The sequence below is a fragment of the Micrococcus sp. 093350064-1 genome (assembly GCF_053627955.1).
On the sequence record NZ_JBSEYU010000001.1, the window covers coordinates 217,958 to 232,845 of the forward strand.

Consider the following 14,888-nt stretch of genomic DNA (forward strand, 5'->3'; position numbering starts at 1 on the left):
TGTGCCACGCCCGGCGCCGTGGCCCCCGCGCGTCGTGCCCGGCACCGGAGCCGTCCCCATCTGCCACCGTCACGAGGAGTGATCCCACCGTGTCCGAGACCGTGTTCACGCGGCAACCGCATCTGTCCCCGATGTCCGATCAGCAGCGCGTCGAGATCCTCCAGGACCCCGGTTTCGGCAACGTCTTCACGGACCACATGGTCTCGATCGACTGGACCTGGGACGAGGACGGCGGCGCGTGGCATGACGCCCGCGTGGAGCCCTACGGACCGCTGTACCTGGACCCCGCGGCCGCGGTGCTGCACTACGGCCAGGAGATCTTCGAGGGGCTGAAGGCCTACCGGCACGAGGACGGGTCGGTGTGGACGTTCCGTCCCGAGGCCAACGCGGCCCGCCTGAACCGCTCCGCCCGCCGCCTGGCCCTGCCGGAGCTGCCCGAGGAGCTGTTCCTCGGCTCGCTGCGGGCCCAGCTCGAGGCGGACCGGGCCTGGGTGCCCACCGGCCCGGGCCAGTCCCTCTACCTGCGCCCCTTCATGTTCGCCTCCGAGGCGTTCCTCGGCGTCCGCCCGGCCCGGCAGGTGCGGTACATGGTGATCGCCTCCCCGGCCGGCAACTACTTCGGCGGCGAGCTCAAGCCGGTGACCATCTGGGTCTCGCGCGACTACGCCCGCGCCGGCAAGGGCGGCATGGGCGCGGCCAAGACCGGCGGCAACTACGCCGCCTCGCTGCTGCCCCAGCTGCAGGCCGCGGCCCAGGGCGCCGACCAGGTCGTGTTCCTCGACCAGTACAACGACGACGCGATCGAGGAGCTCGGCGGCATGAACGTGTTCTTCGTGCACGCCGACGGCCGACTCGTCACCCCGGCGCTCACCGGCACGATCCTCGAGGGCGTCACCCGCTCCTCGATCCTCCAGCTCGGCCGGGACATGGGCCTGACCGTCGAGGAGCGTCGCGTCACCCTCGCCGAGTGGGCCGAGGGCGTCCGCTCGGGCGAGATCACCGAGGTCTTCGCGTGCGGCACGGCCGCCGTCGTGACCCCGATCGGCCGTCTGCTCGACGGCGACGACGTGATCGAGTCCGCCGGCGGGGCCGACGTGGCCCTGAAGATCCGCACCGAGCTCGAGGGCATCCAGACCGGGCGCGTCGAGGACCGCCACGGCTGGCTGCACCGCCTCGTCTGACCCCACCCCACGAACGGAGACCCCCGTGAGCTCGCACCGCTCCTCCGCGGCCGCCGAGGGCGCCCCACTCCCGGCCACGACGCCGGAAGACCTCCCGCCCACCGAGGCCGCCGGCCGGCCCCGCTGGACGCCCGCGAAGATCGCCGTCTGGGTGGCCGTCGCCCTGCTCGGCGGCGTCGCCTGGACCATGCTCGCCCTGCACCGCGGCGAGACGATCAACGCGATCTGGTTCGTGTTCGCCGCCGTGGCGACGTTCGCGATCGGCTACCGCTTCTACTCGAAGTACGTCGAGCGCATGATCGTCCACCCGGACGACACCCGCGCCACCCCGGCCGAGTACCGGGCCGACGGCCGGGACTACGTGGCCACCGACCGCCGCGTGCTCTACGGCCACCACTTCGCGGCCATCGCCGGCGCCGGTCCGCTCGTGGGCCCCGTGCTCGCCGCGCAGATGGGCTACCTGCCCGGCACCATCTGGATCATCGTCGGCGTGATCCTGGCCGGCGCGGTCCAGGACTACCTCGTCCTGTTCTTCTCGATGCGCCGCGGCGGCCGCTCGCTCGGCCAGATGGCCCGGGACGAGCTGGGCCGCGTCGGGGGCACCGCCGCGATCGTCGCGACCCTGCTGATCATGGTGATCATCACGGCCATCCTGGCCCTCGTGGTGGTCAACGCCCTGGGCGAGTCCCCGTGGGGCGTGTTCTCCGTGGCCATGACCATCCCGATCGCGCTCTTCATGGGCGTGTACCTGCGCTGGATCCGCCCGGGCCGCATCACCGAGATCTCCGTGATCGGGTTCGTCCTGCTCCTGGCGGCCATCATCGGCGGCGGCTGGGTGGCCGGGACCGAGTGGGGCGCGGCCCTGTTCACCCTGGACCGCACCACCATCGCCTGGGCCGTGATCATCTACGGGTTCGTCGCGGCCGTGCTGCCCGTGTGGCTGCTGCTCGCTCCGCGCGACTACCTGTCCACCTTCATGAAGATCGGCGTGATCGCCGGTCTCGCGCTGGCCATCGTCGTCGTGCAGCCGCGCATCGGCACCCCCGCGTTCTCCGAGTTCGCCTCGGGCCAGACCGGCCCGGTGTGGCCCGGTTCGCTGTTCCCGTTCCTGTTCGTCACCATCGCGTGCGGTGCGCTCTCCGGCTTCCACGCGCTGATCGCCTCGGGCACGACGCCCAAGATGGTGGAGAAGGAGCGGCAGACCCGCTTCATCGGCTACGGCGGCATGCTCATGGAGGCCTTCGTGGCCATCATGGCGCTCGTGGCCGCCGTCTCGCTCGACCGCGGCATCTACTTCGCCATGAACTCCCCGGCCGCCCTCACCGGCGGCACCCCGGAGACCGCCGTCGACTTCGTCATGGGCCTCGGCCTGGCCGGCGTGAACCTCACCCCCGGGGACCTGACCCACCTGGCCGACCTCGTGGGCGAGGAGACCGTGGTCTCCCGCACCGGCGGCGCCCCCACCCTCGCGGTCGGCCTGGCGCACATCATGGGCCAGCTCGTGGGCGGCGACGCGCTCATGGGCTTCTGGTACCACTTCGCGATCATGTTCGAGGCGCTGTTCATCCTCACCGCCGTCGACGCCGGCACCCGCGTGGCCCGGTTCATGCTCCAGGACTCCCTGGGCAACGTGGTCCCGCGCTTCAAGGACACCTCGTGGCGCGTGGGCGCGTGGGTCTGCACGGCTATCATGGTGGCCGCGTGGGGCGCCGTGCTGATCATGGGCGTCACCGATCCGCTGGGCGGCATCAACACGCTGTTCCCGCTGTTCGGCATCGCCAACCAGCTGCTCGCGGCGATCGCGCTCGCCGTCGTCCTGACGATCGTCGCGCGCCGCCGGGACTTCCGGGGCCTGTGGATCGTGGCGCTGCCGCTGGCGTTCATCACGGTGGTCACCACCGTGGCGTCGTTCCAGAAGATCTTCTCCTCCATCCCGGCGGTGGGCTACTGGGCGCAGCATCGCGCGTTCCAGGACGCGCTGGCGGCGGGGAAGACGAGCTTCGGCGCCGCGAAGTCCGTGCCGGCCATGGAGGCCGTGGTCCGCAACACCTTCATCCAGGGCACGCTCTCCGTCGTCTTCCTGGTGTTGGCGCTGATCGTCATCACGACGTCGGTGCTCGCCACGGTGCGCGCGTTCCGGTCCACGGAGGTCGTCGACCACCAGGACCCGTACGTGCCCTCGCGGCGCTTCGCCCCGGCCGGCCTGTTCGCCACGGCCGAGGAGAAGGAGCTGCAGCGGCAGTGGGACGCCCTGCCGGCGGACCGGCAGCCGGTGCGGGGTCACTGACGTGGCCGATCCGCGCGCGACGCCGGCCGGGCCCTCCACCGCGGAGGGCCCGGCCGGCCCGTCTCGGCCCGGGGTGTGGGCCCGGGCGCGCTGGTGGGTCCGCCAGCTCTCCGGCGAGGGGAAGTACGACGCGTACGTGGCCCACCACCGGGCCCACCATCCGGAGCGCGCGCCGATGACCGAGCGGGAGTTCTGGCGGGCCGAGTACGCGCGCCAGGAGGCCAATCCGGGCAGCCGCTGCTGCTGAGCGGTCTCGACCCGCCCCGCACCGCGCCGCGCTGAGCCAGACGAATCCGCCCGCGAGCCAGACGAATCGGTCTCCTCAGGCCGTCCGCCGCGGCCGAATCGTCTGGCTCGCGGCGTCAGCGGGGTCGGCATCGGGTGGGTGTCCGGCGACGGCGACCGCCGCTCACCCACTACGCTGACCCCCATGCGCATCGCCCGTTTCGTGGACCAGGCCGAACCGACCTACGGCATCGTGGAGGGCCCGGCGGACGCCGACCTCTCCGAGCTGAGCATCACCGCCCTGCAGGGTGACCCGTTCTTCCACGGGATCCAGCCCACCGGCGCCACCCACCGTCTCGAGGACGTGCGTCTGGTCGCGCCGATCATCCCGCGCTCCAAGATCGTCGGCGTCGGCCGCAACTGGGCCGACCACGCGAAGGAGCTCGGCAACGAGGTGCCCACCTCGCCCCAGTTCTTCCTCAAGCCGAACACCGCCGTGGTGGGGCCGAACGAGCCGGTGACCCTGCCGAGCTGGTCGGAGGAGATCTCCTACGAGGCCGAGCTCGCCGTCGTCATCGGCACCATCTGCAAGGACGTGCCGGTGAGCCGCGTGGACGACGTCGTGTTCGGCTATACCGTGGGCAACGACCTCACCGCCCGCGACGCCCAGCGCACCGACCTGCAGTGGGCCCGCGCCAAGGGCTTCGACGGCGCCTGCCCGCTGGGCCCGTGGATCGAGACCGAGCTGGACGTGGAGCCGGCCGGCGGCCTGCGCATCACGTCTCGGCTCGACGGCGAGACCCGCCAGGACGGCACGACGGCGGACATGGTCTTCGGCGTCCGCGAGCTCGTGGCCGCGGCCTCGGAGATGTTCACCCTCCTGCCCGGCGACGTGATCCTGACCGGCACCCCGGGCGGGGTCGGGACGGTCCAGGAGGGCCAGCGCGTCGAGGCCGAGGTCGAGGGCATCGGCGTCCTCGCCACCGTCTTCCGCCGCTGACGCTGGCGCCCGACGACGGCGTCCGGGCCCCCGCGTAGACTCGGGGCATCATGACTGACGCCACCGCTCCCGTGTCCGAGAACGCCCCCGCCCCCTTCGCCGACGTCCCCCAGGTGGACGCCGAGACCCCCGTGCGCGTGCGCTTCGCCCCCTCGCCCACCGGCACCCCCCACGTGGGGCTGATCCGCACCGTCCTGTTCAACTGGGGCTGGGCGCGGCACACCGGCGGCACCCTCGTGTTCCGCATCGAGGACACGGACGCCAAGCGCGACTCGGAGGAGTCCTACCAGCAGCTGCTCGAGGCGATGCGCTGGCTCGGGATCGACTGGGACGAGGGCGTCGAGGTCGGCGGCCCGCACGAGCCGTACCGTCAGTCCCAGCGCGGGCAGATCTACGCGGACGTGATCGAGAAGCTCAAGGCCGGCGGATACATCTACCCGTCCTACTCGAGCCCCGAGGAGACCGAGGCCCGTCACCGGGCCGCCGGCCGCGACCCCAAGCTCGGCTACGACGGCCACGACCGCGACCTCACGGACGAGCAGATCGCCGCCTTCGAGGCCGAGGGCCGCGCGCCGGTCTGGCGGCTGCGCATGCCGGACGAGGACATCACCTTCACCGACCTGGTGCGCGGGGAGATCACCTTCAAGGCCGGCTCCGTGCCGGACTTCGTGGTGGTCCGCGCGGACGGCTCGCCGCTGTACACCCTCGTGAACCCGGTGGACGACGCGCTCATGGGCATCACCCACGTGCTGCGCGGCGAGGACCTGCTCTCCTCCACTCCGCGCCAGATCGCGCTCTACCGCGCCCTGCACGCGATCGGCGTCGCCCGGTACATGCCGGTGTTCGGCCACCTGCCCTACGTGATGGGCGAGGGCAACAAGAAGCTGTCCAAGCGCGATCCGCAGGCCAACCTGTTCCTGCACCGGGACAACGGCTTCATCCCGGAGGGCCTGCTGAACTACCTCGCCCTGCTGGGCTGGTCCCTCTCCGCGGACGAGGACATCTTCACCCCGCAGCAGTTCGTGGAGCACTTCGACGTGCACAAGGTGCTGGCCAACCCCGCCCGCTTCGACGAGAAGAAGGCGATCGCGATCAACGGCACGCACGTGCGCATGCTCGACGTGGCCGACTTCCGTGACCGTCTCGTGCCCTACCTGCACGCGGCCGGCCTCGTGGGCGAGCACCTGACGGAGCGGGAGATGGAGGTCCTCACCGCCGCGGCCCCGCTCGTGCAGGAGCGCGTGCAGCTGCTCGGCGAGGCCGTCGAGATGCTCGCCTTCCTCTTCACGGCGGACCGGGACGTCCGGACCGCCGAGGGCGCCCTCAAGGGCATGCCGGCGGACCTGGGCGCCGCCGTCGCCGCGGCCCGGGAGGCGCTGGCCGCCCTGCCCGAGGACGAGTTCACCACCGAGCGCATCGAGGCGGCGCTGCGGGCGGCCCTCATCGACGGCCTGGGCCTCAAGCCGCGCCAGGCGTTCGGCCCGGTGCGCGTCGCGGTGACCGGCCGTAAGGTGTCCCCGCCGCTCTTCGAGTCGCTCGAGATCCTGGGCCGGGACTCCGCGCTCGCGCGCCTGGACCGCTTCGCCGCGGAGCAGGGCCTGGACCAGGACCAGCCCACCGACGCATGAGCCGGGGCGCCAGCACGACGCCGGCCGGCGGGTCCGCGGGCGCGCCCGCGCCGCCGGCCTGGGACGCCGTCCTCTTCGACCTGGACGACACGCTGCTGGATCTGCGCTCCGCCCAGCACGCCGCGTTCGACGCGACGGTGCGCCGGCAGTGGGCCGGGGCCGCCGACGTCGACCCGGCGGTGCTGGCCGAGGCCACCGAGGCCTTCGCGTCCGACGTCGGCGGCCACTACGGGCGCTACGTGGCCGGGGAGCTGACGTTCGAGGAGCAGCGGCTGGCCCGCGTGGCCGACGCCCTGCGCACGCTCGGCGTGCCCGAGGACGCGGCGACCCCGCTCGACGGCCTGTGGACCACCGACTACGAAGAGGTCGTGCGCGGGCACTGGGCGCTGTTCCCCGCGACCGCCGACGTGCTCGCCGAGGTGCGGGGAACAGGCCGTGGCGTGGGGATCGTCACGAACAACGTGGAGGCCTACCAGCGCGGCAAGGCCGACGCCCTCGGTCTGGAGTGGGTCGAGGTGCTGATCGGCTCGGACACGGCCGGGGCCCCGAAGCCGGACCCGGCCCCCTTCCTGGCCGGCTGCTCCCGCCTGGGCACGGACCCGGGACGCACCCTCATGGTGGGGGACAGCCTGCACCACGACGTCGAGGGGGCCCGGTCGGCGGGGCTCGTCCCGGTGTGGATGAGCCCCGACGCCCCCGCCCACGGCGGGGCGGAGGAGCCGCTCTGGGACGAGGAGCACGCATGCTGGCGGATGCGGGCGATCGGCGGGCTGCGGACCTGGCTGGCGGCCTGACCCGCCGATTTTGCACGCGCCGCCCGGAGGGTGTAGAGTTCTTACTCGTTGCCGGAGAGATCCGGGAACACCGAGCTCATGAATATGATGCACATCGGTCAGGCATGCTTGACCGACAGTGGGGTATGGTGTAATTGGCAACACAACGGTTTCTGGTACCGTCATTCTAGGTTCGAGTCCTGGTACCCCAGCGAGTCTTCGGACTCAGTGAACGCGCACGGGCGGAGAAGCTCGGACGTGGCGCACGGCCCCATCGTATAGCGGCCTAGTACGCCGCCCTCTCACGGCGGTAACGCGGGTTCAAATCCCGCTGGGGTCACGCAGTCGCCGCCCGGTCCTCGGACCGGGACGGCACGGGCGGATGACGCATCCGCCGCCTGAACAGGAGATGCAGGCGCAGCAGAAGGTCTCCACGGCATCGCGTCCGCACACGCGGACAGCGCGCTCGGCCCCATCGTATAGCGGCCTAGTACGCCGCCCTCTCACGGCGGTAACGCGGGTTCAAATCCCGCTGGGGTCACCCGAGTGACAGGAAGCCCGGTCCGCACGGACCGGGCTTCCGTCGTCTCCATCCGCCGGGCCGGCGGGATGGGCGGCCGGCGCGCGCCGTGAGACGATGGCCCACGTGCCACACACGGATCAGAACGCCCCAGACCTCGGTGTCGACACGGCCGTCCGCCGCGTGCGCGAGCACCTCGCCGCGCTCGAACTGCCCTTCGAGACCGTCACCGCGGGGCAGGACCGCGCCGAGCGAGAGCGCACCCTGCACCAGATCGACGACTACGTGCTGCCCCGCCTCGACTCGCTCGACGCGCCGCTGCTGGCCGTCGTGGGCGGCTCCACCGGTGCGGGCAAGTCCACGCTGGTGAACGCGCTCGTCGGCCACGAGGTCTCCCGCTCCTCCGCCCTGCGGCCCACCACGCGCCAGCCGCTGCTGCTGCACAACCCCGCCGACGCCCACTGGTTCACGGGCCCGCGGGTGCTGCCCGACCTCGCCCGCGTCAGCGTGCACCGCGACGCGGCCGCCGGCCCCGTCGAACCCGACCAGTCCGCGATGGACACGGTCGCGCTCGTGGCCGAGCCCGCACTGCCCTCGGGCATCGCCCTCGTGGACGCCCCGGACATCGACTCCGTGGCGGACCAGAACCGCGCGCTGGCCCGGCAGCTCCTCGAGGCCGCCGACCTGTGGATCTTCACGACGACGGCGCACCGCTACGCCGACGCCGTGCCCTGGCAGCTGCTGGACGAGGCCGCCGCCCGCGACATCACCGTGGCCGTCGTGCTCGGCCGCGTGCCCGAGGGCGCGGCGGAGGACATCACCCCGGACCTGCGGCGCATGCTCACCGAGCGCGGCCTCGCCGACGCCCGGATCCACGTGATCCCCGAGACCCGCTTCGACGAGCGCGGCCTGCTCCCGCAGGAGCACGTCGCAGGCCTGCGCGCCTGGCTCGAGACCCTCGCCGCCGACGCCCAGGCGCGCGGCGCCGTCGCCCGCCGGACCGTGGACGGCGTGCTGGGCCAGCTGGCCGCCCGCGTCGCCGACCTGGCCCGCGCCGAGGAGGAGCAGCGGCATGCCGCGGACCTGCTCGCCCGGATCGTGGGGGACTCCACGGACCAGGCCGTCGGCCGGGTCCGCGAGGCCACCTCGGACGGCACGCTGCTGCGCGGCGAGGTGCTCTCCCGCTGGCAGGACTTCGTCGGCACGGGGGAGTTCTTCCGCGGCGTCGAGACCACGATCGGCCGGCTGCGGGACCGCCTCGGCGCCCTCGTGCGCGGGCGCCCGGCACCGCCCGAGGAGGTCGAGACCGCCCTGGAGACCGGCCTGCACGCCGTGATGGTCGAGGCGGCCGCCGCAGCCGCCGAGCAGATCGAGCGGCGCTGGGCGTCCGAGCCGGCGGGCCGGGCCCTCGTGGCCGGGCGCGACCTGGGTGCCCTGACGCCGGACGCGTCGGCGCGGGCGGCCGACGTCGTGCGGGACTGGCAGTCGGACGTGCTGGCGCTGATCCAGGAGGAGGGCGCGGGCAAGCGCACGCGCGCCCGCCTGGCGGCCACCGGCGTGAACGGCGCGGCCGTGGCCCTCATGATCATCTCGTTCGCCTCCACCGGCGGACTCGCGGGCATCGAGGTCGGCATCGCCGGCGGCGCCGCCGTCGTCGGGCAGAAGCTGCTCGAGTCGATCTTCGGCGAGGACGCCGTGCGCCGCATGGCCCGGCGGGCCGATGAGCTGCTCGAGCTCCGCGTGCGGGCCTTCCTCGAGACCGTGCTCGCGGACCGCTTCCTGCCGCTGCTCCACCTCGAGCGCGAGCCGCAGGCCACCGAGGAGCTGCGCGCCCTCGTGCCGGTGCTGCGCCGCGGGGTGGCCGCCGGCGTCGACGGCCCGACCGAACCCGAGCACGCCCCGTCCGCCGCCGAGGCGGGGGAGGAGTCCCGATGAGCCGCCGCGACACCCCCGCCCTGGCCCCCCGCCTGGACGCCCTCGGCGAGGCCGCCGAGCTGGCCGCGGGCCGCCTGCCCGAGGACGTCGTGGCCGGGGCCGACGCCGTCGTGCGCGCGGCCGGGGAGCGCCAGGCACTCTCCGCGGAGCACACCGTGGTCGGATTCTTCGGGGCGACGGGCTCCGGCAAGTCCTCCCTGTTCAACGCGCTCACCGGCCGCGACCTGGCCCGCGTGGCCGCCACCCGGCCCACCACGTCCGAGCCGCTCGCCGCGGTCTGGGGCGTGGGCCGGGGGCAGGGGCTGGACCCGGACGCGGAGCACGGCGACGGCACCGGCGAGGGCGGCGGCGCGGCCGCCCTGCTCGACTGGCTCGGCGTTCGCCGCCGCCACCTGCTGGACGAGGCGCCCGTGCTCGACGACGGCCGCCCCGGCTTCCTCGGCCTCGGCCGCCGTGACGGCGCCGACGCCACCGGCCTGATCCTGCTGGACCTGCCGGACATCGACTCGGTCGAGCGGGGCAACCGCGAGATCACCTCCCGGCTGGCCGGCCACGTGGACGTGCTGGTGTGGGTCGTGGACCCGGAGAAGTACGCGGACGCCGTGCTGCACCGCGAGTTCCTGGCGACCATGGGCTCGCACGCGGCCGTGACCCTCGTGCTGCTCAACCAGGTGGACCGGCTCTCGGTGCGGGACCGGGACGTCGTGCTGGCCTCGCTGCGCCGGATGCTCTCGGGCCACGGCCTCGGCGACGTCCGCGTGCTGCCCGTGTCCGCGCGCACGGGGGAGGGCCTCGAGGAGGTCGGCCGGCAGGTCGCGGCGATCGTCGCCCAGCGCGGCGCGGCCGCCGAGCGCCTGGGCGCGGACGTCGCGGCCCGCGCCGCGGACCTCGCCGCCGCCTCGGGCGAGGGCGAGCCGGCCGGCGTCGGGCCCGGGGACGAGCAGCGGCTCGGGCGCGAGCTGGCCGTGGCCGGCGGCGTGCCGGCCGTCGTCCGGGCGGTCGAGGGCTCGTACCGGCTGCGCTCGGCCAAGCGCACCAGCTGGCCCGTGCTGCGCTGGATGCACTCCTTCCGCGCGGACCCCCTGCGGCGCCTGCACCTGATGCCCGCGAGCACCGCCCCCCGCCGCGACCGGGACGAGGTCGCCCGCGACCCCGCGCTGCACCGCACCTCCCTGCCCGAGCGCTCGGGCACCCAGCGGGCCGTCGTCGACGGCGCGGTCCGCACGCTGGCCGCCGCGGCCGGCACGGGAGCCTCCGAGCCGTGGGCCGCCGCCATCCGCCGCGCGGGCCGGGAGCACGCCGAGGACCTCCCCGGCGCCGTGGACCAGGCGATCGCCGCCACCGACCTCGGGGCCGGCCGGGGCAGCTGGTGGCACCCCGTGCTCGACGTGCTGCAGTGGCTCGCCCTCCTCACCGCCGTCGTCGGCGCCGGCTGGCTGGGCGTCCTCGCCCTGGCCGGGTACCTGCAGTTCCCCCTGCCGCCCGCCCCCACGGTCGAGGGCTTCCCCCTCCCGACGCTGCTGCTCGTCGGCGGCCTCGCGCTCGGTGTGCTGCTGGCCCTGCTGGCGATCCCCCTGACCCGGTGGACCGCCGCGGCGCGGGGACGTCGCGCACGCCGCCGCCTCGAGGAGGCGACCACCGACGTCGGCCGGCGGCTCGTCGTCGACCCGGTGCGCGCCGAGGTGGAGCGCTTCCACGCCTTCCGCGACGCCCTCGCCCGGGCCTCCGGCGTCCCGGTCCGGCGGGGCCGCCGGTGACGGTGCGCGACCCCGCGGCTGCGGCGGGGGCGACCGTCGGCGACCTCACGGAGTCCGAGCTGCTGGAGGTCGTCCTGACCGGGCTCGCCCCCGCCGTCCGGGACGGCCACTGGCCCGCCGGCACCGTCGCCCCGGGCGACGACGCCGCCCTCGTGCCCGCGCCCCGCGGCGGGACGCTCATCTCCACGGACGCGATGGGGGAGGGCACGGACTTCCTGCCCCGCTGGCCCGCCGGTCCCCGCACCCGCGGCCACGACGCCGGCTGGAAGGCCGTCGCCCAGAACCTCTCGGACGTCAACGCGATGGGCGGGACCGCCTCCGCGCTCGTCACCGCCCTCACCCTGCCGCCGACGACGCCGGTCGCCTGGGTGCGGTCGTTCGCCGCGGGCATCGTGGGCGCGGTGCGTCACCTCGGCGCGCCGGACTGCCGGGTGGCCGGGGGCGACCTGGGCACCGGCGGACGGGTCCACGCCGCGGTGACGGTGCTCGGGGACCCGCACCCCGGCGGAGTGCTGTGCCGCACGCCGGCCGCGGCGGACCGGGACCGCGTGCTCGTCGAGGGCGCCGACCTCGTCCATGCCCAGGCGGTGCCGGACGGTCCCCGGGCCGCCGCGCCTCCGGGTCCGGGGTGGGCCGCCGCCGGGCTCACCCTGCTGCTCACCGATCGCGCGGAGCTGGAGCGACGGGCGGACGCCCTCCCCGCCGCCGACCGGCCGTCACCGCGGGAGCTCGCCCGCGCCGTCCGCGCCCAGCTGCGACCGCGCCCGCCGCTGGCCCTCGGGCCCGCCGCGGTGACGGCCGGCCTGCTCACCCTCATGGACGTCTCCGACGGCCTGGGCAAGGACGCGCACCGCATGGCGGCCGCCACCGGCGGGGCAGGCCCCGCGCCGGCACCGTGGCTGGACGAGGCCTGGCTGGCGGAGGCCGCCGCACCCCTGCGCCGCGTGGCCGCCCTGGCCGGGACCAGTCCGGAGGCGCTCGTGACCGGCGGGGGCGAGGACTACGGTCTCCTGGGGCTGGCGTGGCCCGAGACCGAGCTGCCGCGGGGGTTCACGCGGATCGGCCGGCTCGTGCCGGCCGGTGCCCGGCCGCCGGCCGGGCACCGGCCGCTGTCCGAGTCCGGCTGGGACCCGTTCGCCGGCTGAGCGCCCGGGCTGAGGTCCGCGGGCGGGTCAGGCCGCGCGGAGGAGTCGCTCCGGGTCGAAGCGGTGGCCGAGGCCGATGACGTCCCACCCGTGCTCGCGCCACGCGGCGACGTCCAGGACGTTGCGCCCGTCGATCAGCAGGCGGGAGGCCACGCGTGCGCCCACGGCGTCCGGATCCATCTCGCGGAACTGGCGCCACTCGGTCAGCAGCAGGGTCAGCTCGGCGCCGTCCACGGCCGCCTCGAGCGAGTCCACGTAGTCGAGCCGCGGGAAGCGGGCGGCCGCGTTGGCGTTGCCCTCGGGGTCGTACACCCGGACGTCGGCGCCGGCCGTGTAGAGACGGTTGGCGACGTCGAGGGCGGGGGAGTCCCGGACGTCGTCGGAGTCCGGCTTGAACGTGACGCCCAGCACGGCGATCCGCGTGCCGTTGAGCACCTGCACGCTCGCGGGGGTGGGGGCGGTCCCGGAGGCGTCGGCCCGGCGGACGCGGCCGTCGCGAGCCGCGGAGAGCACCTGCACCGCCAGGTCCACCACGCGGTCACGGCGGCGCAGGTTGATGTCGTCCACCTCCGCCAGGAACCGCATGGTCCGGTCCAGGCCCAGCTCGGAGACGCGGGCCTGGAGCGCTCGGATGTCCTTGGGCAGGCAGCCGCCCCCGAAGCCCACGCCCGCGTTGAGGAACCGGCGTCCGATCCGCGCGTCGTGGCCGATCGCGTCCGCGAGGGTGCCGATGTCCCCGCCCACGTTCTCGGTGATCTCCGAGAACGCGTTGATGAACGAGATCTTCGTGGCCAGGAAGGCGTTGGCGGCCACCTTCACCAGCTCGGCCGTCTCGAGGTCCGTGCTGATCCACGGGGTGTCGGCCGCGAGCTGCCGCGCGTAGACGCGGCGCAGGATGCCCTCGGCGCGGGGCCCGTGCGTGCCGATGACGAGGCGGTCCGGGGTGAGCGTGTCCCTCACGGCGAAGCCCTCCCGGAGGAACTCGGGGTTCCAGGCGAGCTCGACCTCGCCCGGCAGTCCGGCCTCGGCGCGCACGGTGCGCACGAGCTCGGCCAGGCGGCGCGCTGTGCCCACGGGCACGGTCGACTTGCCGACGATCAGCGCGTCGCGGTCGATCGCCGCGGCGAGGGAGGCGACGGCGGCGTCCACATAGCTCAGGTCCGCCGCGGTCTCGCCCACCTTCTGCGGGGTGCCGACGCCGATGAAGTGGACGTCCGCCCAGCGGGCCGCCTCCGCGACGTCGGTGGTGAAGCGCAGCCGCCCGGAGGCGACGTGGGTGCGCAGCAGCTCGGGCAGGCCGGGTTCGTGGAAGGGCACCTCGCCGCGGGCCAGGCGCTCGATCTTGGCCGGGTCCACGTCCACGCCGAGGACCTCGAAGCCCAGCTCGGCCATGCAGGCGGCGTGTGTGGCGCCCAGATAGCCCGTGCCGATCACGGACAGCCGCGGCGCGGCCTCCTGCTCGGCGGGGGCGGCGGGCGCGGTCGTCTCGGTCACAGCGGACTCCTCGGTGGTGCGGGGGGCGGCGGTCGGGGACCTGGTTGACGCTAGGCCCCGCGGGTGAACGCGGGAAGAACGGGGTGTCTCCGCGGCGCGTCCCGTCGGTGGCGCGGGCGGGCCTCAGGCCTCGCCGGCGCGGATGAGCTCGGTGAGCCGCGTCGCGGCGGAGACGACGGCGTCCGCGTGCAGCCGGCCCGGCTGCCGGGAGAGCCGTTCGAGGGGGCCGGAGATCGAGACCGCCGCGATGACGCGTCCGCTGGGGCCGCGCACCGGTGCGGACACCGAGGCGACCCCGGGCTCGCGCTCGGCCAGGGACTGGGCCCAGCCGCGCCGCCGCACCGCCGCGAGGACGGTGGGTGTGAACACGGCGCCGGCCAGCCCCTCGACGAGCCGCTCGTGGTCCTCCCAGGCCAGGAGCACCTGCGCGGCGGAGCCGGCCTTCATGGACATGCGGGCGCCCACGGGGATGGTGTCGCGCAGGCCCCAGGGCCGCTCCGCGCTGGCCACGCACACGCGGGAGTCCGCCTGCCGACGGAACACCTGGGCACTCTCTCCCGTGGCGTCGCGCAGCCACAGCAGCACCGGACCGGAGGCCGTGGTGAGCCGGTCCTCGCCGGCGGCGGAGGCGAGCTCGGCCAGGCGGGTGCCCAGCACGTAGCGGCCCTGCAGGTCCTTGCCCACCATGCGGTGGTGCGTGAGGGCGGCCGCGAGCCGGTGCAGCGTGGGCCGCGCGATCCCGGTGGCGGTGACGAGCTGGGCGAGCGTGGCCGGGCCGGACTCGAGCGCGTCGAGGATCGCCACCGACTTGTCCACCACGCCGACGCCGCTGGGATGCCGGTGGAGCGAGGGGCCGATGAGGTCGTCCTCGGTGGGCGGGCGCACGGGCTCGGTGGTCATGGGGTGATCGTAGTCGTCTCACTGCTCGGACGGACCGGGGGTG

Annotated in this window: 11 protein-coding genes and 3 tRNA genes; 12 read left to right on the forward strand and 2 right to left on the reverse strand. The window is 74.7% G+C overall.

All coding sequences use genetic code 11. The features are described 5' to 3' along the window. Positions 1-89 precede the first annotated feature (89 nt). The 12 genes from ACUW6W_RS01000 to ACUW6W_RS01055 all read left to right on the forward strand — a co-directional run bounded on the left by ACUW6W_RS01000 (position 90) and on the right by ACUW6W_RS01055 (position 12,451). On the forward strand, positions 90-1,181 hold the full coding sequence (locus ACUW6W_RS01000; RefSeq protein ID WP_256748519.1) for a branched-chain amino acid aminotransferase: 1,092 nt from the start codon (positions 90-92) through the stop codon (positions 1,179-1,181). A gap of 25 nt (positions 1,182-1,206) precedes the next feature. Then, on the forward strand, positions 1,207-3,468 hold the full coding sequence (locus ACUW6W_RS01005; RefSeq protein WP_144786186.1) for a carbon starvation CstA family protein: 2,262 nt from the start codon (positions 1,207-1,209) through the stop codon (positions 3,466-3,468). A 1-nt stretch (position 3,469) separates the two neighbouring features. Further along, positions 3,470-3,715: a YbdD/YjiX family protein gene (locus ACUW6W_RS01010; RefSeq protein ID WP_036334192.1), complete on the forward strand. Its 246-nt coding sequence runs from the start codon at positions 3,470-3,472 to the stop codon at positions 3,713-3,715. A gap of 183 nt (positions 3,716-3,898) precedes the next feature. Continuing rightward, complete coding sequence (locus ACUW6W_RS01015) at positions 3,899-4,693, forward strand: fumarylacetoacetate hydrolase family protein (protein ID WP_069941575.1); 795 nt, start codon at positions 3,899-3,901, stop codon at positions 4,691-4,693. Between the two features lie 50 nt (positions 4,694-4,743). Then, positions 4,744-6,321, forward strand: coding sequence for a glutamate--tRNA ligase (gene gltX, locus ACUW6W_RS01020; protein ID WP_095347306.1), 1,578 nt, complete (start codon positions 4,744-4,746; stop codon positions 6,319-6,321). After that, positions 6,318-7,115, forward strand: coding sequence for an HAD family hydrolase (locus ACUW6W_RS01025; RefSeq protein WP_454179637.1), 798 nt, complete (start codon positions 6,318-6,320; stop codon positions 7,113-7,115). The genes gltX and ACUW6W_RS01025 overlap by 4 nt, the downstream gene beginning before the upstream one ends. Before the next feature lie 119 nt (positions 7,116-7,234). Beyond that, positions 7,235-7,306, forward strand: a tRNA-Gln gene (locus tag ACUW6W_RS01030). A gap of 55 nt (positions 7,307-7,361) precedes the next feature. Then, positions 7,362-7,434, forward strand: a tRNA-Glu gene (locus tag ACUW6W_RS01035). A gap of 128 nt (positions 7,435-7,562) precedes the next feature. Further along, positions 7,563-7,635 (forward strand) — tRNA-Glu (locus tag ACUW6W_RS01040). A 105-nt stretch (positions 7,636-7,740) separates the two neighbouring features. After that, positions 7,741-9,549, forward strand: a complete 1,809-nt coding sequence (locus tag ACUW6W_RS01045; RefSeq protein ID WP_158183675.1) for a dynamin family protein — start codon at positions 7,741-7,743, stop codon at positions 9,547-9,549. Then, complete coding sequence (locus tag ACUW6W_RS01050; protein WP_041103178.1) at positions 9,546-11,306, forward strand: GTPase; 1,761 nt, start codon at positions 9,546-9,548, stop codon at positions 11,304-11,306. The genes ACUW6W_RS01045 and ACUW6W_RS01050 overlap by 4 nt, the downstream gene beginning before the upstream one ends. Continuing rightward, entirely contained in the window at positions 11,303-12,451 is a 1,149-nt protein-coding gene (locus ACUW6W_RS01055) for a thiamine-phosphate kinase (RefSeq protein WP_052520027.1), read from the forward strand. Before ACUW6W_RS01050 ends, ACUW6W_RS01055 begins: the two co-directional genes overlap by 4 nt. A 27-nt stretch (positions 12,452-12,478) precedes the next feature. Here the strand turns inward: ACUW6W_RS01055 and ACUW6W_RS01060 are convergent, their stop codons facing one another. Further along, complete coding sequence (locus tag ACUW6W_RS01060; RefSeq protein WP_163720888.1) at positions 12,479-13,945, reverse strand: UDP-glucose dehydrogenase family protein; 1,467 nt, start codon at positions 13,943-13,945, stop codon at positions 12,479-12,481. Positions 13,946-14,068: 123 nt separating this feature from the next. Next, a complete protein-coding gene (locus ACUW6W_RS01065; protein ID WP_002856418.1) occupies positions 14,069-14,845 on the reverse strand; it encodes an IclR family transcriptional regulator in 777 nt (258 codons plus the stop codon). Positions 14,846-14,888 lie beyond the last annotated feature (43 nt).

What these genes read in the sequence shown, in the direction of transcription:
- ACUW6W_RS01015 (WP_069941575.1), top strand. Translation starts at nt 3,899, where the DNA reads ATGCGCATCGCCCGTTTCGTGGACCAGGCCGAACCGACCTACGGCATC.
- gltX (WP_095347306.1), top strand. Translation starts at nt 4,744, where the DNA reads ATGACTGACGCCACCGCTCCCGTGTCCGAGAACGCCCCCGCCCCCTTC.
- ACUW6W_RS01025 (WP_454179637.1), top strand. Translation starts at nt 6,318, where the DNA reads ATGAGCCGGGGCGCCAGCACGACGCCGGCCGGCGGGTCCGCGGGCGCG.
- ACUW6W_RS01050 (WP_041103178.1), top strand. Translation starts at nt 9,546, where the DNA reads ATGAGCCGCCGCGACACCCCCGCCCTGGCCCCCCGCCTGGACGCCCTC.
- ACUW6W_RS01065 (WP_002856418.1), bottom strand. Translation starts at nt 14,845, where the DNA reads ATGACCACCGAGCCCGTGCGCCCGCCCACCGAGGACGACCTCATCGGC.